Source organism: Bythopirellula goksoeyrii (genome assembly GCF_008065115.1).
Classification (GTDB): Bacteria; Planctomycetota; Planctomycetia; order Pirellulales; family Lacipirellulaceae; genus Bythopirellula; species Bythopirellula goksoeyrii.
This window is the reverse complement of the sequence record NZ_CP042913.1, coordinates 1182574-1205247: the sequence shown is the minus strand read 5'-3', so window position 1 is coordinate 1205247 and position 22674 is coordinate 1182574. Positions and strand designations below refer to the sequence as shown.

At 52.7% G+C, this 22674-nt stretch carries 33 protein-coding genes; 29 read left to right on the top strand and 4 right to left on the bottom strand.

Features of this window, described 5'->3' with window-relative positions; all coding sequences use genetic code 11:
• Positions 1-169 precede the first annotated feature (169 nt).
• From rpsL to fusA, 3 genes are all read left to right on the top strand, one after another.
• Complete coding sequence (rpsL, locus tag Pr1d_RS04805) at positions 170-538, top strand: 30S ribosomal protein S12 (RefSeq protein WP_148072468.1); 369 nt, start codon at positions 170-172, stop codon at positions 536-538.
• Positions 539-611: 73 nt separating this feature from the next.
• Positions 612-1082, top strand: coding sequence for a 30S ribosomal protein S7 (gene rpsG, locus Pr1d_RS04800; protein ID WP_148072467.1), 471 nt, complete (start codon positions 612-614; stop codon positions 1080-1082).
• 98 nt (positions 1083-1180) lie between these two features.
• Entirely contained in the window at positions 1181-3298 is a 2118-nt protein-coding gene (gene fusA / locus Pr1d_RS04795; protein ID WP_148072466.1) for an elongation factor G, read from the top strand.
• A gap of 17 nt (positions 3299-3315) precedes the next feature.
• Here the strand turns inward: fusA and Pr1d_RS04790 are convergent, their stop codons facing one another.
• From Pr1d_RS04790 to Pr1d_RS04775, 4 genes are read right to left on the bottom strand one after another with little or no spacing between them, the layout of a single operon-like run.
• Positions 3316-4989: a DUF1668 domain-containing protein gene (locus tag Pr1d_RS04790; RefSeq protein WP_148072465.1), complete on the bottom strand. Its 1674-nt coding sequence runs from the start codon at positions 4987-4989 to the stop codon at positions 3316-3318.
• Positions 4990-5045: 56 nt separating this feature from the next.
• Positions 5046-5984 (bottom strand): DUF1559 domain-containing protein, encoded by a 939-nt coding sequence (locus Pr1d_RS04785; RefSeq protein ID WP_148072464.1) that lies wholly within the window; start codon positions 5982-5984, stop codon positions 5046-5048.
• Positions 5981-7240 carry a hypothetical protein gene (locus tag Pr1d_RS04780; RefSeq protein ID WP_148072463.1) on the bottom strand — a complete coding sequence of 420 codons (1260 nt, stop codon included), beginning with the start codon at positions 7238-7240 and terminating at the stop codon, positions 5981-5983. The genes Pr1d_RS04785 and Pr1d_RS04780 overlap by 4 nt, the downstream gene beginning before the upstream one ends.
• A complete protein-coding gene (locus Pr1d_RS04775; RefSeq protein ID WP_148072462.1) occupies positions 7237-7953 on the bottom strand; it encodes a PEP-CTERM sorting domain-containing protein in 717 nt (238 codons plus the stop codon). The genes Pr1d_RS04780 and Pr1d_RS04775 overlap by 4 nt, the downstream gene beginning before the upstream one ends.
• Positions 7954-8423: 470 nt before the next feature.
• Between Pr1d_RS04775 and rpsJ the strand changes: the two genes are divergently transcribed.
• The 26 genes from rpsJ to rpsK all read left to right on the top strand — a co-directional run bounded on the left by rpsJ (position 8424) and on the right by rpsK (position 22614).
• Positions 8424-8747 (top strand): 30S ribosomal protein S10, encoded by a 324-nt coding sequence (gene rpsJ, locus Pr1d_RS04770; protein WP_148072461.1) that lies wholly within the window; start codon positions 8424-8426, stop codon positions 8745-8747.
• 206 nt (positions 8748-8953) lie between these two features.
• Positions 8954-9607 (top strand): 50S ribosomal protein L3, encoded by a 654-nt coding sequence (rplC, locus tag Pr1d_RS04765; protein WP_210417983.1) that lies wholly within the window; start codon positions 8954-8956, stop codon positions 9605-9607.
• A 47-nt stretch (positions 9608-9654) separates the two neighbouring features.
• Complete coding sequence (gene rplD / locus Pr1d_RS04760) at positions 9655-10305, top strand: 50S ribosomal protein L4 (RefSeq protein ID WP_148072459.1); 651 nt, start codon at positions 9655-9657, stop codon at positions 10303-10305.
• 21 nt (positions 10306-10326) lie between these two features.
• Positions 10327-10641 (top strand): 50S ribosomal protein L23, encoded by a 315-nt coding sequence (gene rplW / locus Pr1d_RS04755; RefSeq protein WP_148072458.1) that lies wholly within the window; start codon positions 10327-10329, stop codon positions 10639-10641.
• A 76-nt stretch (positions 10642-10717) separates the two neighbouring features.
• Positions 10718-11581 carry a 50S ribosomal protein L2 gene (gene rplB, locus Pr1d_RS04750; RefSeq protein ID WP_148072457.1) on the top strand — a complete coding sequence of 288 codons (864 nt, stop codon included), beginning with the start codon at positions 10718-10720 and terminating at the stop codon, positions 11579-11581.
• Positions 11582-11674: 93 nt separating this feature from the next.
• The gene (gene rpsS / locus Pr1d_RS04745) at positions 11675-11947 is read left to right on the top strand and encodes a 30S ribosomal protein S19 (RefSeq protein ID WP_148072456.1); all 273 of its coding nucleotides are present in this window, start codon (positions 11675-11677) and stop codon (positions 11945-11947) included.
• 84 nt (positions 11948-12031) lie between these two features.
• Entirely contained in the window at positions 12032-12358 is a 327-nt protein-coding gene (gene rplV, locus Pr1d_RS04740; RefSeq protein WP_148072455.1) for a 50S ribosomal protein L22, read from the top strand.
• Between the two features lie 41 nt (positions 12359-12399).
• The gene (rpsC, locus tag Pr1d_RS04735; RefSeq protein ID WP_148072454.1) at positions 12400-13095 is read left to right on the top strand and encodes a 30S ribosomal protein S3; all 696 of its coding nucleotides are present in this window, start codon (positions 12400-12402) and stop codon (positions 13093-13095) included.
• Complete coding sequence (rplP, locus tag Pr1d_RS04730; RefSeq protein ID WP_148072453.1) at positions 13034-13444, top strand: 50S ribosomal protein L16; 411 nt, start codon at positions 13034-13036, stop codon at positions 13442-13444. The genes rpsC and rplP overlap by 62 nt, the downstream gene beginning before the upstream one ends.
• A gap of 72 nt (positions 13445-13516) precedes the next feature.
• On the top strand, positions 13517-13732 hold the full coding sequence (rpmC, locus tag Pr1d_RS04725) for a 50S ribosomal protein L29 (RefSeq protein ID WP_148072452.1): 216 nt from the start codon (positions 13517-13519) through the stop codon (positions 13730-13732).
• A 50-nt stretch (positions 13733-13782) separates the two neighbouring features.
• On the top strand, positions 13783-14097 hold the full coding sequence (gene rpsQ, locus Pr1d_RS04720) for a 30S ribosomal protein S17 (RefSeq protein ID WP_148072451.1): 315 nt from the start codon (positions 13783-13785) through the stop codon (positions 14095-14097).
• A gap of 60 nt (positions 14098-14157) precedes the next feature.
• Positions 14158-14526: a 50S ribosomal protein L14 gene (gene rplN, locus Pr1d_RS04715; protein WP_148072450.1), complete on the top strand. Its 369-nt coding sequence runs from the start codon at positions 14158-14160 to the stop codon at positions 14524-14526.
• A 2-nt stretch (positions 14527-14528) separates the two neighbouring features.
• Positions 14529-14876 (top strand): 50S ribosomal protein L24, encoded by a 348-nt coding sequence (gene rplX / locus Pr1d_RS04710; RefSeq protein WP_148072449.1) that lies wholly within the window; start codon positions 14529-14531, stop codon positions 14874-14876.
• Positions 14877-14949: 73 nt separating this feature from the next.
• Entirely contained in the window at positions 14950-15510 is a 561-nt protein-coding gene (rplE, locus tag Pr1d_RS04705; protein ID WP_148072448.1) for a 50S ribosomal protein L5, read from the top strand.
• Positions 15511-15571: 61 nt separating this feature from the next.
• Positions 15572-15757: a type Z 30S ribosomal protein S14 gene (locus Pr1d_RS04700; protein ID WP_148072447.1), complete on the top strand. Its 186-nt coding sequence runs from the start codon at positions 15572-15574 to the stop codon at positions 15755-15757.
• A 53-nt stretch (positions 15758-15810) separates the two neighbouring features.
• Positions 15811-16212: a 30S ribosomal protein S8 gene (gene rpsH / locus Pr1d_RS04695; protein WP_148072446.1), complete on the top strand. Its 402-nt coding sequence runs from the start codon at positions 15811-15813 to the stop codon at positions 16210-16212.
• Positions 16213-16304: 92 nt separating this feature from the next.
• Positions 16305-16847, top strand: coding sequence for a 50S ribosomal protein L6 (rplF, locus tag Pr1d_RS04690; RefSeq protein WP_148072445.1), 543 nt, complete (start codon positions 16305-16307; stop codon positions 16845-16847).
• A 57-nt stretch (positions 16848-16904) separates the two neighbouring features.
• The gene (gene rplR / locus Pr1d_RS04685) at positions 16905-17273 is read left to right on the top strand and encodes a 50S ribosomal protein L18 (protein WP_148072444.1); all 369 of its coding nucleotides are present in this window, start codon (positions 16905-16907) and stop codon (positions 17271-17273) included.
• A gap of 157 nt (positions 17274-17430) precedes the next feature.
• A complete protein-coding gene (rpsE, locus tag Pr1d_RS04680; RefSeq protein WP_148076257.1) occupies positions 17431-17886 on the top strand; it encodes a 30S ribosomal protein S5 in 456 nt (151 codons plus the stop codon).
• Entirely contained in the window at positions 17883-18383 is a 501-nt protein-coding gene (rplO, locus tag Pr1d_RS04675) for a 50S ribosomal protein L15 (RefSeq protein WP_148072443.1), read from the top strand. Before rpsE ends, rplO begins: the two co-directional genes overlap by 4 nt.
• Positions 18384-18441: 58 nt before the next feature.
• Positions 18442-19818, top strand: a complete 1377-nt coding sequence (gene secY / locus Pr1d_RS04670; protein ID WP_148072442.1) for a preprotein translocase subunit SecY — start codon at positions 18442-18444, stop codon at positions 19816-19818.
• A 73-nt stretch (positions 19819-19891) separates the two neighbouring features.
• Entirely contained in the window at positions 19892-20461 is a 570-nt protein-coding gene (locus Pr1d_RS04665; RefSeq protein WP_148072441.1) for an adenylate kinase, read from the top strand.
• A 62-nt stretch (positions 20462-20523) separates the two neighbouring features.
• Entirely contained in the window at positions 20524-21336 is an 813-nt protein-coding gene (gene map / locus Pr1d_RS04660) for a type I methionyl aminopeptidase (protein WP_148072440.1), read from the top strand.
• Positions 21337-21515: 179 nt separating this feature from the next.
• Entirely contained in the window at positions 21516-21629 is a 114-nt protein-coding gene (rpmJ, locus tag Pr1d_RS04655; protein WP_148072439.1) for a 50S ribosomal protein L36, read from the top strand.
• A gap of 99 nt (positions 21630-21728) precedes the next feature.
• Positions 21729-22112, top strand: coding sequence for a 30S ribosomal protein S13 (gene rpsM, locus Pr1d_RS04650; RefSeq protein WP_148072438.1), 384 nt, complete (start codon positions 21729-21731; stop codon positions 22110-22112).
• A 103-nt stretch (positions 22113-22215) separates the two neighbouring features.
• Positions 22216-22614 (top strand): 30S ribosomal protein S11, encoded by a 399-nt coding sequence (rpsK, locus tag Pr1d_RS04645; RefSeq protein WP_146447555.1) that lies wholly within the window; start codon positions 22216-22218, stop codon positions 22612-22614.
• Positions 22615-22674 lie beyond the last annotated feature (60 nt).

The following is a 22674-nucleotide window of genomic DNA, read 5'->3' as shown; positions in this document are numbered from 1 at the left end:
TGAATAAGTCATGAGGGGCAGCCATCTCTCCGCAAGTGAATCTAATGGGGAACTTGGCTGTCATAACAGGCTGGAAGCTTGTTTCATGCAACGGTTGACACCGCCAGCAGGTGCGGTAAATTGATTGGTTCACTACATACTTTAGCCAGCCCCTATAGAAGGCTTGTCGATGCCCACGATTAACCAACTCGTTCGCAAAAACCGCAAGAAGAAGCGCAAGTTTAGCAAGTCGCCGGTCTTGCAGCAGTGCCCGCAAAAGCGTGGTGTCTGCCTGCAGGTGCGTACGATGACCCCCAAGAAGCCAAATTCCGCCCTCCGGAAGATTACCCGTGTGCGTCTTTCCAATGGAAAGGAAGTTACGGTCTACATCCCTGGCGAAGGTCACAGTCTCCAGGAACATAGTATCGTGCTTGTGCGAGGTGGCCGGGTTCGTGACCTGCCAGGTGTGCGCTATCACGTGGTCCGTGGTGCTTTGGACACACTGGGTGTCGTTGGCCGCAAACAGTCTCGCAGCCTCTATGGCGCGAAAAAGAGTTAAGTAAGCCGTTAGCTTTTAGCATTAAGCTATTAGCCGTTATAGAAGAAACAATTCACCTAATAGCTGCCTCACTATGCCCCGTATTACCGCTAGTCGCAAACAACTAAAACCTGATCCACTTTATGGTTCGCTTCTCGCTGGGAAGTTTATCAACTGCATCATGCTTGATGGCAAGCGTAGCATCGCTCAAGGTGTGTTTTACGATGCCTTGGAAATCATTCGCGAGCGCGTGCCAGGTGAGGAACCGATTGATGTTTTCACTCAGGCTATAGAGAATGTGAAGCCGGCTATCGAAGTTCGCTCCAAGCGAGTCGGTGGTGCTGCGTATCAGGTGCCCATGCAAGTGGGTCGTACACGGCAGCAGTCGTTATCGTTCCGCTGGATCCTTTCGGCCGTTCGTGACAAGAAGGGTCGGCCCACGGCACAAAAGCTAGCTGATGAATTGGTCGCCGCCTACAATCGTGAAGGGGCTGCTATGACCAAGCGTGAAAATGTCCACCGCATGGCCGATGCCAACAAGGCATTTGCTCATTTCGGTTGGTAAGTTAAGAGATTTGGAGCTAGAGATTAGGGGCTAGGGTGTCGCGAGCATCCCAGCCCAAAGTTTCTAGCTTTTTTTCTGCGCGGAAGAACCAATTAATCATGTCCACGGCTCTCTCCAAAATTCGCAACATCGGGATCATTGCCCACATTGATGCTGGCAAGACGACTGTCACCGAGCGGATGTTGTTTTGCAGCGGTGCGAAGCATCGCGCTGGCGAAGTGGACCGCGGTACGACCACGACCGACGACGATGCCGAGGAAGCCGAGCGGGGAATCACGATCTACTCGGCATGTGTGGCGTTCCCTTGGAATGACGTCCTTGTAAATCTCATCGACACCCCCGGCCATGTCGATTTCACCGCAGAAGTGGAACGCAGCTTGCGCGTCCTCGACGGGGCCGTCATTGTCTTCAGTGCCCGCGAAGGAGTCGAGGCCCAGAGCGAAACCGTCTGGCGTCAGGCCGACAAATATAAAGTTGCCCGCCTGGCGTTCATCAACAAGCTCGACCGCGAAGGGGCCGACTTCGAGTCGGTGTTTAGCGACATTCGCACCCGGCTTCATGCCCGCCCGGTGGCGATTCAGATTCCTGTCGGTTTGGGCCCTGCCCATGTCGCGAATCCGTTTCGAGGGATCATCGATTTGGTGACTATGAAGTTGCTTACCTTTCCCGAAGGGAAAGAAGGACGCAAATTCATCGAGGAGGAAATTCCTGAAGAGCTTCACGACATGGCCGCCATGTGGCGTGAGGATTTGCTCAGCGAGCTCTCTAACTTCAGCGACCAACTCATGGAGCTTGCTTTGGCGGAAGCGCCGATCCCCGTGGATTTGCTTCGAAAGGTTTTGCGTGATGCGACGGTCCACCTGCAGATTCAGCCCGTGGTGTGTGGCTCCGCACTGCATGGCATCGGCGTGCAGCCGCTACTGGACGCGGTGGCTGCCTACCTACCTAACCCAGCCGAGGTCCCACCGGTGGAGGGAATTGACCCCTCGGGAAAATCCGATCAACACCGCAAGTCGCACGCCAAGACCGACGAAGAACCAGTCAAGGTGATTCGCAAGCCAGACCCTGCCGAGCCATTTTGTGGCCTTGTGTTTAAGGTGCTACCGTTCAAGACGGGCGACCTCTCTTGGGTCCGGGTTTACTCGGGCGTCCTCAAGGGAAACAGTCGGGTGCTAAACGCCACGCGCGACAAGAAGGAAAACGTCGCTCAGCTCTGGCGGATTCATGCGAGCAAGAAGGAAGAGCAACTCGAATCGACCCAGGCGGGCGACATCGTGGGCATCATTGGCCTGCGCGACTCGGTCACTGGTGATACGCTGTGCGACACCCGTGCACCGATCGTGCTCGAATCCATCGAGTTTCCTGAGACGGTCATCTCGATGGCCATCGAACCAGAGAGCACGGCCGACAAGAAGAAACTCTCCGATGCACTCACGATGCTTCGAAAGCAGGATCCCACCTTCGCTGCCAGCGAAAACGAAGACACCGGCCAAACTCTCATCAGCGGCATGGGCGAGTTGCATCTGGAGGTGATTCAGCATCGCTTGCAGCGCGACTTCAAGCTGAACGTGAAAGTTCATAATCCTCGAGTGAGTTACCGCGAGACAATCGACCACAAGGCCGAGGCCCTTGGCGAATGCAACCGGCTCATGAACGGAGTGCAGCACATCGCAGGGGTTCGGCTACAAGTTGAGCCTTTCGATTCCCCTACGGGTGCCCCTGTGGTCACCAATTCGCTCGACCACGGCCTGCCGCACGAGATGCTGACGGTCGTACTGGAGGAATTAGAAAACGCCGCGCAAGGTGGCGGGCTCTTAGGTTTCCCTTTAATGCGAGTGAAGGCGACCCTCTTAGGAGGCGAGGTCCACGAAACCGCCAGCAGCGAAATCGCGTTCCGCACCGCAGCCAACCTGGCTTTCGACCTCGCTCTGCGCGAAGCGGGGATCGTCCTTCTAGAGCCAATCATGCGATTAGAGGTTTCCACCCCTGACGATCACGTGGGCGATCTCATCGGCGACCTTCAACAACGCCGGGCGATCATCCACGACCAAGAGGCTCGCTCCGGCCGCACCGTCATCCACGCCGAGGCCCCACTCGCCGAACTCTTCGGCTACTCCAGCGCGATGCGGAGTCTAAGCCAAGGCCGCGCAAGCTGCTCAATGGAACCCAGCACCTACAACCGCGCCCCCGAAGACGTGCTGGCGAAATTTCTGTAACCCCGCTCGCTAAGGATTCAATCGACCTTCAGCACTTCAATCTCTTTGAGATGCCCATCCATCATTGACGCCCCCGCGATGGCGAGTAGGCCTCCCTGGTCATCAGGCATGATGCGGTGGAAGAAGCGGGGGGTTTCCAGTTCAGTGACAGCTTTCCACTGGCCTGCGGCATCCGTCAGTCGATAGAGCGTGCCGTCGGTTCCAGAAACGTACAGGCCGGAATCAAGCCCCCAAGCTGCAACGCCGAAGCCTTGCATGTCGTCGCCGGGCATCTTGGGCCCCTCCTGCCAAGAACTTGTCTCGGGATCAAAAGAGTAGACGGTCTGTTGGATCAAACCAAAATCGTCCATACCCCCCAAGACCCAAACGCGACCCTGCCAGCTAGCCATAGCCAGAGCCCGCCGCTGGAATGGAGGAGCCGGCAGCGGTTTCCATCGCCCGTTGTCACCATCGGCCATGTCGTAGACGAGTGCCTCGGTTTGCCATTCTCCTTCGCGATCCCCGCTGAGAGTCCATCCTCCCACTACGTAAATCTTGCCGTCGAGTGCAATGGCATCATGGGAAGATCGTGCAGCCGGGAGCGACGGTAAAGCTGTCCATTGTCCGGTTGCAGGATCGAATCGGGCGAACTCATCTACAGAGTGGAGGTCATCTTCTTCTTTCCTGGAGTTTTGTGCATCCAATCCCCCAACCCGATACAAGTTTCCCCCGCAACTCACCAAAGCTAGCCCTTGCAAGGGAGTTTCCATTTCCAATGACTCCCATTCGGCGGGCTGCGATAGATTAAGCCGCGCAAAAGCTTGAGAGAGATTCTCTTTGGAATGTTGGTGTGCTTTTCCTGTGTGACCACTATAGACGTAGAGCCAACCGTCATTGACTGCGGCCCCAAAGCTGGAAATGGCCTCGGGTAGTGGTGGGCCAAAGGAGAGAGTTGTGTCTTTGGGTTTCTTAGTCACGGAAACTTTCTTGGCCGGGGTCGCTGAATCGCCACTCGGATTGAATTCGAGTGTCAGCGTAGCATAGTTCGCCTGCCCTTTGAATTTCTGCCCAGCGAATTCGCCAGTCTTGTCCTTCTCCGAGTGGCTAGTCATGAGCCCTATGGTTCCCTTCTTGGAGAGTACAAAAAATACCTGCCCCTCGGCGTCGGTGGTTTCATCGGTACTCTCTCCTTCGGAATCGATCAGCGTCACCGTGGCATCGGCCAGCGGTTTGCCTTCCCAAAAGACCGTGGCGGCCAGTCCTCCAGGTTTGTTTTCGGGCACAATATTCAGCTTCAATTCAGAGGAAGGCGTTACGCCTGCAAACTTGCCGTCGGCTGGTGGCAGAAGATGCTGCGAGTAGTAACACAGCATCGAACCTCCATAGATCCCATACTCGCGAACCGTTTCGATAGAGGCAGTCTTGCCCGCAGGAAGCGGCATCTCCAAACCGACATAGTCATCCGTTTCACGTTCCGCAGACGTCAACTTCTCGCGCTTCCCCTGGCCGGCATTCGCAAACACTTCAGCACCCGCGATCGGCTCAGGAAGATGGTAGTTGCGTTCTTGAGGGCTTTCGCCGAAAAAGAGCAAACCCGTGCGGGTCTCCCCGGCGGGCTCCGAGTCGAGCCACAAGAAATGGGCAGAAGCGGACGAAGCCGACAGGCAAACGACCACCAATAATAGAGTCAACAACGAACACTGCTTCAACATGACAACACCTTCTGGTGAGTAAAAACAAGCCGACGACGCTTGTCGTCGACGGGAGACTAAAATGAATGGTCGAGTTCGCCGCCGGCGCGGGTAACGAGTGCTCTGCGAATTCCTGGTTCAACCTCATCGCGAAGAAATCTAACACTCCCATCAAGCAAAGCGAAATGAACGCCGCCAGGATGATCACTCCTGTAGGTACGATTGCTATCAGGGGCAATGAACTGTTTAGAGTTGTTGTAGAGATGAGGGTTTTCAGCGGCCATATGGCCCCAGGCCTTAAGCCAATAGCTATCAGCCCAGGCAAAACCAGTCATTTTACCAAAGGTGACGATTCCCGCAGATGAACATGGAGCCTCCATTTTATCGGCGAAGGCGAAATTAGTTTCACCAACCAAAAGAGTGTGCGAGGTGCCGTCGGCGATGTCTTTCATCCCCAGGTTATATTCATCGAGTTCGGCGGGTTGGGCGAAAGCACCATCATTGAGCTGATAGTAGTCCGAACGTGTCGAAATCATGTAGCTCCCGGGAGCAAGTAGTTCACCACAGTCACTTCCCACGGAGTAATTGGGTGGGCTCAGCGACGGACACATGAATACGTCAAAGGGAGCAGTTGTAATCGGCAGGTTCTCGGGCGAAGCAACGGATTTAGTTAAATCATACTGAGCAGACATGCTCGTTTGTTCGAGATAAGGTAGCAGCAAGACAAACGTACTGCCCAGGTTGCTCGTCGCGCTACCACCCACCTTCGGTGGTGGGAGGTGCTTGTGGGCGTCGTGAAAGTTTTGAGTTGCGATGCCGACCTGACGTAGATTATTCCGGCAACTGCAACGTCGCGCAGCTTCGCGAGCGGTTTGGATTGCGGGAAACAACAAGGCAACCAACACGCCGATGATCGCAATAACAACCAACAGCTCCACAAGAGTGAAACCACGTCGCGCAGCAATTGTAATGCGAGTATCGCAGTTCTGGTAGCTGGAATGCTTGGCCAAGGTCATTGCCGCTCTCCGGTTAATGGCATCCTAGAAGTGAGGTTCATAATGACACCGAATATCACTAGCATTAGTGAAGTAGGCTCGGGTACAGAAACCATAAAAGATGGTGTCGATGTGTCTAGGGTGGTAGCAGTCGAGTTCGTGCCGTAATGTAGCTGCCAGTCGCTGAGGTCATCGGCGCCCAAGAAGCTATTCGAGCCCCCTCGCTGCCAAATCAAGAAATCTCGGCCATCGACATCCTCATCACTATCGAAATCACCCGGCTGGTTCTGTTCGATGATCGAGTAATCGATCTGCAGCGTCGCCGCCTCGGCTCCCCCAATATTATGACCGACTGCTTCTTTCAGAAACCACTGAGGGTATTCGCTAAAACCGCCTGTGCCAGGCTGCGAAGCCGCGTGTAGAGACGAAACCGCAAACGCCAAAGATCCGTTGGCCAGCGATTCTTGCAGGTACTGCTCAACACCCACCTCGGCCAGATTGATCTCAAAAGTAAAGATCGTGTTGTTGGCGACGGGGTCTCCATGGACAAGCCCAGGTACCTTGCCAATGGCCCAAGGAGCGGCATCGAAGGGAGAAGCCGTGTTGCCCACTGCCGTCGCACTATAGCCCCCGGTGATATTGTTAGACACGTCCACATATTGCCCTGGGTCGCTGCTGTTCCCGGCAAGTGGATAGGCAATATACCCAGCGGCGGTGTAAGGGAAATCGCCCTCCGAAAGCAAAAGGTCTTCGGGGTCGTTTGGGCCGAAGTCAAAATCAGTATACCCTTGGGTTAAGCCCACGCCGAACAATTCGATGGGGCGTGCCACGCTCCAGCTTCCCCCCATGGCTTCTGTGAGGGCAGCAACTGGCGTTTCGGGAGTCTCGCTATATTGGATCGGTTCTGTCCCGAACGAACTATTTCGCAACTTGAGCGTCATCGTGACCAATTCAATCTCGTAGGAAGTCGCTGGTAAACCGGGAGAGATGTCACTCGATGTGTCGAAGGCAATGATGTTGGAAGACCGACGGGCCGGATCCGCAGCAGTTTCCGGCACGAACTGATTGCCATCGAGCGCAAATTCTCCGCGAAAAGTCGGGCCCGTACCTCGGATTCCAGGGTCTGTATTAAACTGGTAAGACCACAGATCGAAGTCAGGGGCAGCCCAAGTTGCGGAATCTGCCCTTGCCGGATTTGCCATCAAGACAATTAGCCCTGCGGCTAGCATTTGAGCTGGTCGTAAATGTCGCTCGATTTCACGCAACACAGAATTCATCCAACCGCTCCGAGCAGAAGATTGCGTCGACGCAGCAGGACTCCCGCGCCTGCCAATAATCCAAGCAATGCTGACGAAGGCTCGGGAATTCTTTCTGGGAAAAACCCAGAGGGCTGAATTGCTGTATCGATGGAGACCTGGTCGAGACTCAACATGGCTTCGACGGCACCAAAGTTGAGTGTGAGGTCCGTAACGTCTGGTCCCACACCATCGCCGTAGTTGGCATAAGACACTTGGAAGAGGAATTGATGCTCTACCGTAGCGCCACGGCCAGGAATTTCCACACGGGATAACTCGTTATGCTTCACCGGCGCGAGCGAATTAAGAGCGAGACTGCTCACATCTAGTTCCGTACCACCGACCTTTATCTGCACCAGAGCGGTGAGGTCGTAACTCGGAATATCCTGCTCAGGGATCGTGACGACGAATTGGGCGGCCGAAGCAGCGCCGTAGATGTTTCCTGAACCCAATGGCAAGGCTGTCCCCGTGGTTTCCGTGAGCGATGCCGTACCACTTGGGTTGATGTTACCCACGTCGGGCGTGCTGTCTGTGGGGTAAGAGTCAAAGAAATCCCAATGTTGGTAGGTGGTATTCACATCGCCACGGTTCCAGGACTGTGGGGCGGCAAAATCCGCATTGGCGGGGGTGGTGATTGTCAGTGAGAATAGCCCAAAAATTAGGGCATACAGCGTTCTTGTGAGCATTTTCGTCATGAGCAGGTAAATTCCGGGTGCTTAGAATAAAGGGCTTATTAAATTGATACTGACTCTCAACAGCAATAACATAGCGATTATTTAACGCACTACAAGTGCGAAAAATGAGAATTGCGAATCTTTTTCTGATTGCGCACAGGCTTGAGTCGGCGGTTAGATTTGCGATGGAGCGCAAGGCTTACGCCGTCCCGCTCGCCAATGATTCTCGGCGAGCGGGTGGCAAATGCCCCCTGTATGTTTACTGCTGCCAATCGCATTCGCCTTGCGACAAAGTTCACCCACTCACCCCAGCTGTTAGGGTCGCATCGCTGCACCAAAGAATAATTCTGAATCTCTCGTGTTGAGCCCATTGACCCATTATCGGTTCTGATCTAAAATCTGCGATTCGCCACAACACATTGTCGTCAGTGTGTTCGAGCGAATTTGTTCTTTGATATTTGGGTGTCGAGTCCTGTTGGTGGGGAATAAGCGTGGCCGCTGCTAAGGAAGTTATTCGTATTCGGATGGAAGCCTACGATCACTCGGTCTTGGATCAGAGTGCCCTGGAGATCGTGGACACTGCTAAGCGCACCAACTCCGAGGTGCATGGCCCTATACCGTTGCCAACGAGGATAGAGCGTTACACCGTTTTGTCCGGTCCTCATGTCGACAAGAAGGCGCGTCAACAGTTTGAGATTCGAACCCATAAGAGACTGATCGACATCGTCCAGGCTACGGCCAAGACCATTGAAGCCCTCAACAAGCTAAGTCTTCCTGCGGGTGTCGATATTAAGATCAAGGCTACGACAGCCTAAGAAAAAAACAACAATTCCTATCCGGATAAATCTGGGTAATTTACATGCAACGGATGTTGCGTAGGTAAGCCTCGCTGCGGTGAGTGTCTCCTGCGGCAGCGGCAAACTGACTTCGGACCAATACTGCGACAGCGGATCATTGTCTAGGGATCACTTACATGGCTAAAGACGAAAAAGTTGTCGGAATACTGGGTCGGAAGATCGGTATGACCCAGATTTTTGATGAATCTGGCCAGTCAGTGCCCGTGACCATTCTTCAGGCTGGGCCTTGCGATGTTCTTCAGGTCCGCTCAACCGACCGCGATGGCTATGAGGCTGTTCAGTTGGGCTACCTCGATAAGCCTCGTCGCCTGGCCTCCCGCGCGCAACGTGGGCAGGTCGCGAAATTAGACAGTAAGCGCAGTAAGAAGCGTGCTGCTGCTGGCGTGGAATTGCTCGCTAAGGCCAATTGTGAGCCCAAGCGATATATTCGCGAGATTCGCGGGCCTGCTGGCGACCTTGATGTGGGTGGTCAGGTAAGTGTCGACGCATTTCAAGGCATTGCAACCGTAGACGTCGTTGGCACCAGTAAGGGGCGGGGTTTCTCGGGTGCTATGAAGCGTCATAATTTCGCAGGTCAGAGGGCAACTCACGGCGTGAAGAAGTGTCATCGCCATATGGGAGGTACCGGTTGCAGTGCGACTCCAAGTCGTCTGATGAAGGGTGTGAAGATGCCTGGCCAGTATGGTGCAGCACGTTGCACGGTTCGCAATCAAAAGATCGTGCGGATCGACGCAGAGAACAACTTGCTTTTGGTTAAAGGTGCCGTGCCCGGGCCCAACGGTGGGTATGTCGTAGTCAAGAAAAGTAACAAGCTATAGGACGGACTTGTCGCTTCAGCGGCTAGTTGTAGTTGGATTAAGAGACAATGCCAAAACTAACTGTACACGATGCAAAAGGTAAAAAGGTCGGCACCTACACTGTCGAGCCGACCGATTTCGCTCCGCGCATCAATAAGCAGCTTTTGCACGACGCGGTCGTAATGTATCAGGCCAATCAGCGGCAAGGTTCGCACCAGACCAAGACTCGCAGTATGGTCGCAGGTACGACCAAGAAGCTGTACCGACAAAAAGGCACTGGTAATGCCCGTGCCGGGTCGAGGCGAAGTGGTATCCGGACTGGTGGTGGGCATATTCACGCCATTAACAATCGCGACTACTCGTATTCGCTTCCCCGCAAGGCATTGCGTTTAGCTACGCGAATGGCGATCGCCTCGAAAATTAGAGATGATGAAATCACGTTGATCGACAAGCTGGAGTTTTCCGAGCCAAAAACCCGGGAAATGGCCGGTGTGCTCGGTCACTTGGGTTGTCAGGGTGAGTCGCTTTTGATTGCGACGGCGGGTTACTCACCGAATGTATATAAGAGTGCGCGAAACATTCAGAAGGTTTCTGTGTCGCCTGCCGCGGAGTTAAATGCCTTGAGTGTATTGTCCGCCCGCAGGTTGGTGATTACCACCGAGGCCCTCGACCAATTGAAATCAAATGCATCAGCCAATGGTGCAAGCAAGCAAGATTAGTCGCTTAAGTAAGATAAGATTATGCCCAGACATATTCCCCAAGCAACGAGCATTATCCTTGAACCGCACCAGGTGATTTTGAAGCCATTGGTTACGGAAAAGGGTATGCATCGATCGACTCGCAATAATGCCTACGCTTTTGAGATCAATCGCTTGGCTACCAAGCAGGATGTGAAGCGAGCCATCGAGGAGCTGTTTGAGGTGCGTGTTTTGAAGGTGCATACGCAGAACCGAAAAGGAAAGCCGCGGCGCACGAAAATGCATCTCGGTTATACGAAAGACTGGAAAAAAGCCATCGTGACGCTCGACGACGAGCATCGAATCGAATTGTTTTAAGATAAGGCGCGAGTCGTGAGTTGCGAGTCGCGAGTTTCATGGCTCGCAACTCTCAACTCGAAGCTCGCAACTAATTATGGGTATCCGAAAATACAAGCCGACTACACCTGGCCGTCGCGGAGCGTCGGTGAGCGATTTCGCAGAGCTTACTCCAGGCGCAAAGCCAGAGAAGAGCTTGTTGCGTCCGAAGCCAAAGAAGGGTGGTCGCAATAATCAGGGGAAGATCACGACACGCCATCGGGGTGGCGGTCACAAGCAGCGGTATCGCTTGATTGATTTCCGTCGCAATAAGGACGGCGTTCCCGCTAAGGTGGATTCGATTCAGTACGACCCCAATCGTTCAGCTCGCATTGCCTTGTTGCACTACGCCGATGGTGAGAAGCGATACATTATCGCACCGGATGGCTTGAAGCAGGGTGATAATGTGCAGAGCGGATCTGAGGCTCCTGCCAAGGTGGGGAATTGTCTCCCGCTGGCCAAGATGCCGCTGGGAACAGAGGTGCATAATGTTGAGTTGCGTGAGGGTCGTGGGGGTGTGCTGTGTCGCAGTGCTGGAACCCATGCCACACTGATGGCTCGTGAGTCGGATTGGGCTCAAATTTCGCTGCCCAGTGGTGAAATTCGCCGTATTCCTTCTGCATGTCGGGCCACTGTTGGCACGACGAGCAATGGCGATCACAGCAGCATCGTATTGGGTAAGGCGGGTCGCAAGCGCTGGATGGGCCGTCGACCTCACGTGCGAGGTACAGCGATGAATCCGATCGACCATCCCCATGGTGGTGGTGAAGGTCGCACCAAAGGTGGTCGTCACCCAGTGAGCCCCGAGGGTCAGAGTGCCAAGGGTGGAGCTACACGAAGTCGTCGCAAGGCATCCAATAAGGCGATCATCCGTCGGCGTAAGAGTCGTCGATATGGTCAATTGAAATTACCGAAAAACTAAAGAGAGGTGTTGGTCGTTAGTCATTAGTAGTTGGCCAGAATAGGTTACGCAAATATTTACTAACGACTAACGGCTAATAGCTAGAGGCTAACTATGAGTCGCTCACTGAAGAAAGGTCCTTTTGTCGATCCCAAACTCTACATTAAGGTCGACAAGCAAAATGACTCGGGACGCAAGGAGCCGATCACGACATGGGCTCGGGCGTGTACGATCATTCCTGAATTCGTGGGCCACACATTCATGGTTCACAACGGCAAGCAACACCTCAAAGTGTTTGTTACAGAAGATATGGTCGGTCACAAGTTGGGTGAGTTTTCTCCAACGCGAAATTTCCGTGGCCACGGTGGCAAGGGCGGCAAGAAATAAGGGAAGCTGTTAGCTATTGGTCGTTAGCTTTCTAGGAAAAGCTTTCTCACTAACAGCTAACAACCAACTGCTAAGAGCTAAAAAATGGCATACACAGCAACACATCGACATGCCCGCATTAGTGCAACAAAGGTTCGTCCCTTGGCGCAATTGATTCGCGGCAAAAAGGTTGACGATGCACTGTCCATCCTGCGTTACCAGCCCCAGCGAGGGGCGAGGATGTTGGAGAAGGTGCTCAAAAGTGCCATGGGCAACGCCGAAGACCTTCGGGCGCCCAATTTGGGTGGCCTGCGTGTTGTTGATGCCCGCGTAGATGGAGGCCCCATGTTCAAGCGGGTCCGACCTCGCGCCCGAGGTATGGCACACATTATCAAGAAACGTTTCGCACACATCCACGTATCAATCGAATAACACTCGACGGACTGGTTCGCTTGAGCGACCAGTAAAAAAACATGGGTCAAAAAGTCAATCCAATTGGTTTTCGCACAGGCATCATGCTGGGCTGGAAGAGCCGCTGGTATGCCTCGAAGAAAGAGTTTTCGGATCTGTTGGTCGAAGATCATAAGATTCGTAAATTCGTGCACCAAAAATACAAATTTGCCGGCATCCCCAAGGTGGAGATCGAGCGGACTCGCGACGAAGTGAAGGTGATCTTGTTTGCTGCTCGTCCGGGTGTGATTATCGGTCGCAAGGGGCAGGAAGTCGAGCAATTGCAAGACGAATTGCAGGCCCTGGTGGGTCGGCGGATCAACATTAAGATCGAAGAAGTTTCTCGCCCCGAGTTGCAGGCGCAGCTTGTGGCCGAAGACATTGCCGAGCAGCTAGCCAAGCGTTCGAGTTTCCGCCGTACGATGAAACGCTCGATCGAACAGACAATGGAAGCGGGAGCCAAGGGCATTAAAGTGCAACTGGCTGGCCGCTTGGGTGGTGCTGAAATGGCCCGCCGTGAAAAGCAGATTTCCGGATCGATTCCGCTAAGTACCTTGCGGGCAAAAATTGACTACGGATTTGTGGAGGCCAAGACGGCACAGGGTCATATTGGCGTTCAAGTTTGGATTAACCAAGGTATGTACGAGGACGAGATCGATGGCGCTGATGCCCAAGAGGGTCAAGCACAGAAAAAGCCAAAGAGGTCGTATAAGAGGTAACGCCACCCGTGGAAACCGTGTCGTCTTCGGCGAATTCGGTTTGCAAGCTATGGAGGGGGGGTGGATTAGTGCCCAGACGATCGAGGCAGGACGTATCGCCGCACAGCAGTATGTGCGTGGTGAAGGAAAGCTGTATATACGCATCTTCCCTCATAAGTCGATTACATCCATTCCTTTGGAAACGAGAATGGGAAAAGGCAAAGGAGAACCCGATTTCTGGGCGGCTGTAGTCCGACCGGGAACTGTCCTCTACGAGGTATCGGGCGTGACCGAGCAGGCCGCGCGTATTTGCCTGGCCCGCCTGGCACACAAGATGCCCATCCGTGTTCGTATGGTGAAAAGGACCTAGTAATTAGGTGCTAGCGATTAGCTGTTAGTAAGACACAGCTAAAAGCTAACGACTAACAGCTAATAACTAACAATGACTAAAGCCAAAGAATTACGCGACATGAGCGATGAGCAGCTAGAGCTGACGCTCAATGAAGCCGTAGAAAACCTATTCCGTTTTCGTGTGCAGGCCCAGACAGATCGTCTGGATGCCCCCAGCGAATTGCGGAAGCAGCGCCGATTGATTGCTCGAATTAGGACCATTCAAACCGAAAGAGCGAGCTCGGCCGTTGCGGAAACCGCATCATAAAACCAAGTGCAGCAACTGCAAATTGTTCGCCGATAGCTGAGAGCTAACAAATGCCAAAGAAACAACTAATTGGTGTCGTAACCAGTGACAAGATGAATAAGAGTCGACGCGTGGAAATTGGCCGTCTGGTCAAGCACCCCAAGTTCGGCAAGTACATTCATCGTCGCACGGTTTGTCATGTCCATGATGAGAACAACGAATCGAACTTGGGAGACACGGTCGAGATCATCGAGTGCCCCCCCAAGTCCAAGCTCAAGCGCTGGGATTTAGTGCGAGTTGTGGCTGAGAACCAGCAGGTGGATATTGTCGCAATGCGTGCTGCCGCCAAGCTGGAACAAGCAGCTGCCGAGGATGGTCAGAATTAGTTCAGAATCCCGTCAGTCGTTATTAATATTTATTAATCCAAGTCGTTAGAGGCTTAAATCATGATCCAGATGCAAAGTCGCCTTGCCGTGGCCGACAATACCGGCGCCAAGGAAGTGATGTGTGTCAAAGTATTGGGAGGAAGCCGCCGGCGCTTTGCCCATCTGGGTGACGTGATCGTTTGCAGCGTGAAAAGCGTTATCCCAGGGAGTGACGTTAAGAAAAAAACCGTGGTTCGAGGAGTCATCGTCCGGGCAAAATACCCAACGCGACGCTCCGACGGCAGCTATGTGCGATTCGATTCGAACGCCGTCGTGTTGATCGACAAAGACAACAATCCACGCGGCACGCGAATTTTCGGTGCGGTAGCTCGGGAACTACGCGAGCGGAAGTTCATGAAAATCGTCAGCCTTGCCAACGAGGTCATATAGCTATGTTGATTCGTACCGGAGACAACGTTGAAGTCATTGCTGGCGCCGATCGCGGCACCAAGAGCCGTGTGATTCAAGTCAACCGTGAAACGGGTAAGGCTTTGGTTGAGAACGTCAACCGTGTTTATAAGCACGTGCGTCGTAGCCAGAAGCATCCCCAGGGTGGTCGGCTGAGCAAGGAAATGCCCGTACAATTGTCCAATTTGTTGTACGTCTGTGAGTCCTGTGGCTCACGAACTCGCTTGGGAGCCCGGTTCAGCGATGCGGGGGCCAAGGAACGCTTTTGCAAGAAGTGCAATGCAAGTGCAGGTGAAATTTCGCCCGCTCACAAAGGTCACGCCAAGAAGTAAAGAATTCGCCTGCGGCTAAGTCGCGGCCAGTAAAATCCAGCTCGTATTACAAGTAATTAAGAACGATCGTCCCATGTCAGCTCGCTTACAAGAACAGTATCAGAAAGAGATCCTTCCCGGCCTGGCTGAAAAGCTTGGACGGAAGAATCCTCATTCCCTGCCTAAGTTGCAGAAAATAGTTGTCAGTATGGGTGTAGGAAGCGCCATTTCTGACAAGAAGCACATGGAAGACGCTCTTTCTGCACTAACTGAAATTACTGGCCAAAAGCCAATGGTATGTCGGGCACGAAAATCGGTGGCGGCGTTTAAACTCCGCGAGGGATCGCCTATCGGTTGCAAAGTGACCTTGCGAGGTCAGCGAATGTACGAGTTTCTGGATCGCTTGATCTCGATCGTTCTTCCTCGTGTGAGGGACTTTCGCGGGCTCAATCCCAAAGCATTTGACAGACAGGGCAATTACAGCCTAGGGCTCAATGAACAGTTGGTATTTCCAGAGCTCAATCCAGATAAGTATACCCGGCCGCAAGGGATGAATATTGCCTTGTGTTGCTCTACTTCGTCAGACGATGAATCGCGCGAGATGCTGAGTAGTTTTGGTATGCCGTTTCGAACCGAAGAAGAAAAGCAAAACTAGAAAAGTTATTGATTCTCCCACTTTTTAGAATCAACGAATCATTGAAAGGACTGCAAGTCACGTGGCAAGTAAATCGAAAATCGCAAAGGCCGAACGAAAGCCAAAGTTTTCATCGCGGATCGAATCGCGTTGCAAGCTATGTGGCAGGCCGCGCGCCGTTTATCGTAAATTTGGCATCTGTCGTATTTGCTTCCGGAAGTTGGCGGATCGAGGACTAATTCCCGGCGTCAAAAAGGCCAGTTGGTAACAAGCTTTTATTTAGAGTGTGAAAGTACAACCCTGTAGGGGGACCAGAAGACTATGATGACCGATCCAATTGCCGACATGCTCACACGCATTCGCAATGCAGTTTGCATTGAGCGGCCTGTCGTCGAAATGCCTCATTCCAAGGTAAAACGCGGCGTTGCCGAAGTGCTCAAGCGTGAAGGTTACATCTGGGATTGGCGCGAGGAAGATGCCTCCAATACCCCGGGATCTCAGCTGTGTATCGACTTGAAGTATGGTCCGAACGGCGAACGTGTCATCCGCCATATCAAGCGGGTGAGTAAGCCTGGTCGACGTGTTTATAGTCGCGCCACGGAGTTGCGTCCTATCCTCAACGGTTTAGGGATTTCGATCATCAGCACCAGTCGTGGGGTGATCAGTGATCGTGAAGCACGCCAAAAGAATCTGGGCGGCGAAGTATTGTGTGAACTATGGTAAGGAAGGTGTTACCTATTAGCAGTTAGTAATTAGCCAGAGGTTGGCTGCAATTACTTCCTAATAGCTAACGACTAATAGCTAAGAGCTTAATAATGTCCCGAATCGGAAAAAAACCAATTGCTGTTCCTTCCGGAGTCAAGGTAGGCGTTTCGCAGCGCGAGATTACTGTCGAGGGAAAACTTGGCAAGCTCGTGTGGTCGCACCGCCCCGAAGTGGCCGTAGAAGTGGCGGAAGATGGCAAAGAAGTAAACGTTACTCGCAAAGAAGAGAATCGTGAAGGTCGAGCCTTGCATGGTCTGACTCGCGCCCTCATTCAGAACATGGTGGTGGGTGTCTCCGAAGGCTACGAGAAGAAACTCGAGATTCACGGAGTCGGCTACCTGGGTGCCATTCAGAACAACGTATTGCAGTTGCGAGTTGGCTTCGCCAACGAGATCCAGAAGCCAATTCCTGCAGGCGTGGAAGTTACTTGCCCGGATCAAACGCACGTGGTGGTTCGAGGCATAGATAAGCAAAAAGTCGGGCAATTTGCAGCCGAAGTTCGAGCTGTACGGAAACCGGAGCCTTACAAGGGCAAGGGGATTCGCTACGAAGGTGAGCAAGTGCGGCGCAAGGCAGGTAAGACGGCGAAATAAGTTTGGAGCCGAGCCTCTTCAGAGACAGGCATACAAAATAGCACAACGAGAAAAACCATGGACCATAACAAAGCACTCGGCAAGCAACGTCTGCGTCGGACCTATCGTGTTCGTAAGCGCGTTCGTGGTACCGAAGACAGGCCCCGCCTGTGCGTCAATCGTACCTTACGTCACATTACGGTGCAGGTGGTTGACGATGTTGCTGGAGTTACCCTGGCAAGCGCTTCGACAAACGACAAGTCGCTGGCAAAGAGCCTGAAGTATGGTGGCAACTGTGCTGCCGCCGAAGCGATTGGAAAGCTGATCGCCGAGCGGGCAACAGCTAAGGGCGTGAAGGAAGTCAGTTTTGATCGTGGTTCGTGCAAGTACCATGGTCGTGTAGCAGCTTTAGCCAACGCAGCACGTGAAGCCGGATTACAGTTTTAATAAAGCAACCCGGTGGCGTAAGCCTCTGGTATGCGTAACCCACTAACTCGCAAGCAAACACAAACCAAATACCAATTTCTGGAGTAAACCTATCGTGGCTGGTCCCGGTCGAGGAAGACAAAAAAAAGAAGATGATGGCCCACGCGCCGGCGAGCTGATGGAAAAGGTCGTCAAGATCAAGCGCTGCTCCGCTGTGGTCAAGGGCGGTCGCCGTTTTAGCTTTGCAGCGATGGTGGTTGTCGGCGATGGCAACGGCAAGGTCGGCTGGGGCTATGGCAAGGCCAACGAAGTCCCTCCCAGTGTTGAAAAGGCTGTGAAGGAAGGTATGCGAAGCATGGTAACCGTGGCCCGGCAGGATTCCACGATTCCCCATGTTGTCAAAGGGCATTACGGTGCCGCACGAGTGATTCTGGTTCCTGCCTCTGCTGGTACAGGTGTGATCGCAGGCTCGGCAGTGCGTGCCGTCTGCGAAGCTGCCGGCATCCATGATATTCTCACCAAGAGCTTTGGGTCGACGAATCCTGTCACTTTAGTGAAGGCGACCTTGGGTGCTTTGGAACAATTGCGTCCCCAGGTAGATGTAGAACGCTTACGCGGAGTGACACTGTCATGATTCTCAACGATGTCCATCGCGGCATTCAAAAAAACAAGAAACGCAAACGTTTGGGTCGTGGCCCAGGCAGCGGACACGGCAAGACCGCAGGTCGTGGCCACAAAGGCCAGGGCTCTCGTTCGGGAGTGTCAAGTCTCTCCATTTGGGTGGGTGGCATGACTCCGCTGGTGCGCCGTGTTCCCAAGCGAGGTTTTCATAACCAATTCGGCCTAGAAGTAGCCGTCGTCAATGTTGGACAGCTAGATAAAGCTTTTGCTGCTGGTGAGGAAGTCACCCTTGAAGCACTGGAAGCCAAGAACCTGGCCAAGGGACGGTTCGATCTGTTGAAGGTGCTGGGCGATGGTGAATTGACGAAGAAGTTAAAAATCCATGCTCATCAGTTCAGCAAGTCTGCGATCGAAAAAATCGAGAAAGCTGGGTGTGAGAAGGTTGTGCTTCCGGGGAAGACACCAGTCGCTGTAAAACAACGGGCAAAAAGGCAAGCGAAAAAGTCCTGAAATTGGTCAGGTTGAAATTATCCAATCTGCAATTTTCAATTCCGATTAGGATGGAGCTATGTGGGAAAAATTTCGCGTCATTTGGCAGATTCCGGAGTTGCGCCGGAAGATTTTGCTCACACTGGGCCTGTTAGCCATCTATCGACTTGGTTTTCAGATTCCGCTTCCAATTGTTGACCCTGTCAAAGTGCAGGCTTCGGCCACGAGTGGTCAATCCGGTGGCATGACCGATGTGCTGCAGCAAGTAGCCGTCTTTAGTGCTAGCCAACTTACCCAAGTAACAATCTTTGGCTTGGGGATTATGCCGTACATTTCTGCCTCGATTATCTTTCAGCTTTTGGGGAGCGTTTATCCGCCGTTGGAAGCTTTGCAAAAAGAAGGGGAGGCCGGCAGGAAGAAAATTAACGAATACACGCGCTACGCGACCGTCTTGATCTGTGTTATTCAAAGCTGGGTCTACGTGAATGCGTACATTGTCCCTATGCAACTGGTAGATGCTGCGTATCTCAATCCCGATACCGGCTCGCTTATGTTTAGCTGGAAAGTGGTGGCCGTACTTACCATGACGGCGGGCACCGTGTTCTTGATGTGGATCGGCGAACAGATCGATGAATTTGGCATCGGCAACGGTATCAGCCTCTTGATCATGGCAGGTATTTTGGCTGCCATGCCTGGTGCTGGATATGAACTGATCAAGCAAGCCTCGCTGGAGTTGGGTGGTGGTGCAGGTGGAAAGCTGGGCATTGAACAGTTGCTCATGTTGGCGGTCATGTTTGTCGCTGTCGTGGCGGGAGTGGTCTATATCACTCTCGGACAGCGGCGGATCCCCATGCAGAGTGCCAAGCATGTGCGAGGTCGCAAAGTTTATGGCGGTACGCGGCAGTATCTCCCTCTCAAAGTGAATCAGTCCGGCGTTATGCCGATTATCTTTGCCAGTAGCTTATTGATGTTGCCGGCCCTGATATTCACTCAGTTGAACAATATTCCTTGGAAAGCAGATGGCTTGTGGGATAACTTCTTCAGCTGGGCTAGCGATGCCTTCTCCCGAGATTCGTTGACCTATGTGCTGTTTTATGTCGCACTGATCTACTTTTTCTGCTATTTCTGGACCGCGATTACTTTCAATCCAAAAGACGTAGCAGACAATCTCAAGAACTACGGTTCTTTTATTCCCGGCTATAGACCAGGAAAGCGAACCAGTGATTATTTGGAAAAGGTGATGTTCCGCATCACCTATGTTGGTGCGGGATTCTTGGCCCTGGTGGCTATTATTCCGACAGTAATTTCGACTTCAATGGGAGTCCCCTATCGCTTGGCGAGCTTCTATGGTGGAACGGGACTTCTGATTGCCGTGAGTGTAGCTTTCGATTTAGTGCAAAAAATCGACAGTCACTTGGTTATGCGTAACTACTCGGGACTGCTAGAAAAATCTTAGGCGGCTGGCCGACCGAACTGATGCTAAACTACTGCGCGATAGTCGCGTGATATTCTGGGGACCTGAGTTTGTCATGCGGATTGTTTTTATTGGGCCGCCGGGTGCTGGCAAAGGGACTCAGTCCGTGCGGCTAGCAAAGCATTTGAATGTGCCCCCTCTCTCGACTGGTGCCATGCTTCGAGATGCCACCGCCAAAGGTACAGAACTTGGCATCGAGTCGGCCAAGTTCATGAAGCAAGGAAAGCTTGTTCCTGACAAGCTGGTGGAACAGATTCTTTTTCAACGGTTGGACGACCCCGATTGCGCCGAAGGTTGCATTATCGATGGTTTTCCTCGAACCGTGCCGCAAGCTGAAGCACTGGATCAGTGGCTTGCTGAGCGGCGGAGTCCCCTGGAGATTGTTCTGGAACTTTATGTTCCGTTCGAAGAATTGCAACGCAGACTAGCAGGGCGAGGCCGTGCGGACGACTCTCAAGAGGTCGTTAAGAAGCGATTGAGGGCTTACGATGACCTTACCCGCCCGTTATTGGATTACTACCAAGGTCGCAGCAAGCTGCATAGAATTGATGGTTTGGGTAGTCCTGATGAAGTCTTTGGACGCATGCTTGCCGCAATCAAAAGCGTAGAGCCCATTCAGGGATAACGACGCACAGGATTTTTGTAAGGAACGTTGGCTCCCGGCCAGTGTGGAGCGATATTTCTCCCATGATTCACCTCAAATCGCCACGAGAGATTGGTTTAATGCGCCAAGCGGGTTTAGCCGTTTGGAAGGCGCATCAAATAGCTGGCAAGATGATCGGGCCTGGTGCCACCACAGCTGAAATCGATCGCGCTGTAGAAAAGCACTTTTCCGATCTCGGTGCTACTCCCTTGTTTAAAGACTACCCGAATTCGGTCAAAAATAAAAAGCCTTTCCCTGCAGTTACATGTATGTCGGTGAACGAGGCTGTTGTCCATGGCATCCCTAGCAACCGTCCCCTGCGTGAAGGGGATATCGTAAGTATTGACACAGGATGCAGGCTCAACGGGTGGTGTGGCGACGCCGCCAAGACCTATCCCGTCGGCCGTGTAAGTCCCGAGGTCCAGCAGCTACTCGACGTGACCGAAAGGGTTCTGGACTTGTCAATCGAATTGATGAACGAGAAAAGCTATTGGAGTCAAATCGCCGAGGAGATGGCCCAATATGTGGCTGATCATGGGTTTTCGACCGTTGAATGTTTTGTAGGACATGGCATCGGGCGTGAAATGCACGAAGATCCTCAGGTCCCAAATTATTCGAGTCGTTCCTTGCGTGGAAGTGCAGATTTCCGGATCGAGCCAGGCTTGGTCATTGCAGTGGAACCCATGGTCAATATTGGCACGAAGAAGGTAAAAACCCTTCGGGATCAATGGACGCAGGTGACTACAGACGGAAAATTCAGTGCCCATTTTGAGCATACCGTAGCGATCACACCCGATGGCCCCACTTTGCTAACCATCGCCCCAAGTCCAGCAGAACGGAAAGAAATTGCCGTTTGATCCGGTGGCTAGGTGCAAATCCCCCGCAATTGCCCAATCCACCAGCGAAAAAACCTTTGCATGGCCCGTGTGAGGCCTTGAAGAGACGCACCGAAAAGGGCTATATTCACATGTTTCGCCAGTGCCCAACGGTCGCAGCGGGAGCCCCAATCTTCTAGTAAGAGAAGTAGAGATTAGTGATGAAAGTTCGAGCCAGTGTCAAATGTATGTGCGCTAAGTGCAAGGTGGTACGCCGACGAGGTGTAGTCTACGTTGTCTGCTCGAATCCTCGCCACAAGCAACGCCAGGGTTAGTAGACGGTTGGTCTAGCTGGCAATCGGCGAGCTTCATGTGTTTGGCTATTAAGTATTGTTGTCTAAGAACAGTTCGCGTTTTTTTGAAGTGAGTGACAGATGCCTCGTTTGTTAGGTGTAGATATTCCGACGGATCGCCCGACCGTGATTTCATTGACCTATCTCTATGGAGTCGGTCCAAAGATCGCCCGGGAGTTGTGTATTAAGGCGGGGATCGATCCACAAGTGCGGGCACGTGAGTTGGGCGAAGATGAAGTCGCACGATTGGCGGCTTTGTTAGACAAAGATTACGTCGTCGAAGGTCAACTGCGACGCCAGACAAGTCAGAATATTTCCCGGTTGCGTGACATCGCCAGTTATCGGGGGCTTCGTCATCGCCGAGGTTTACCCGTACGTGGTCAGCGGACCAAGACCAATGCACGCACACGCAAGGGTCCCAAGAAAACAGTTGCCGGTAAGAAGGGTGTTAAGGATCTTCGCTAAGCGAGGCTTTTAACATTTCTGTTTTGCCTTCGGCATTTTTCGAATTGCTGCGGGCACCTAAGTTTTTTTCGATCAAACCATATCGTTCGGAGTTCGCCTACCAGTGGCCAAGCAAGTCAAGACAAGCAAAGTAAAAAAGAAAACGGTGCGTCGCAACGTTACCGTCGCGTTTGCTCATATCAAGGCAACGTTCAACAACACCACGGTGACAATCACCGACACCAAGGGTGATACCCTCTGTTGGGCGAGTGCAGGTACAAGTGGGTTCAAAGGAAGTCGCAAGAGCACTCCTTTCGCCGGTCAGAGTGCTGCCCAGCAAGCTGCCGAAAAGGCCAAGAAATTTGGCGTCAAGGATGTTGAAGTCAAGGTCAAAGGACCCGGTAGCGGGCGAGAGAGCGCGATTACTGCTTTAGAAGCAGCGGGTCTCAAAGTTAAATCAATCGAAGACGTAACGCCATTGCCACACAATGGTTGTCGACCACGTAAGAAGCGTCGCGTGTAATAGCGACTGCAGTTATCAAAGAAACAAAATTTTTCATCGTCTCCACAGCAGTCAAAGATT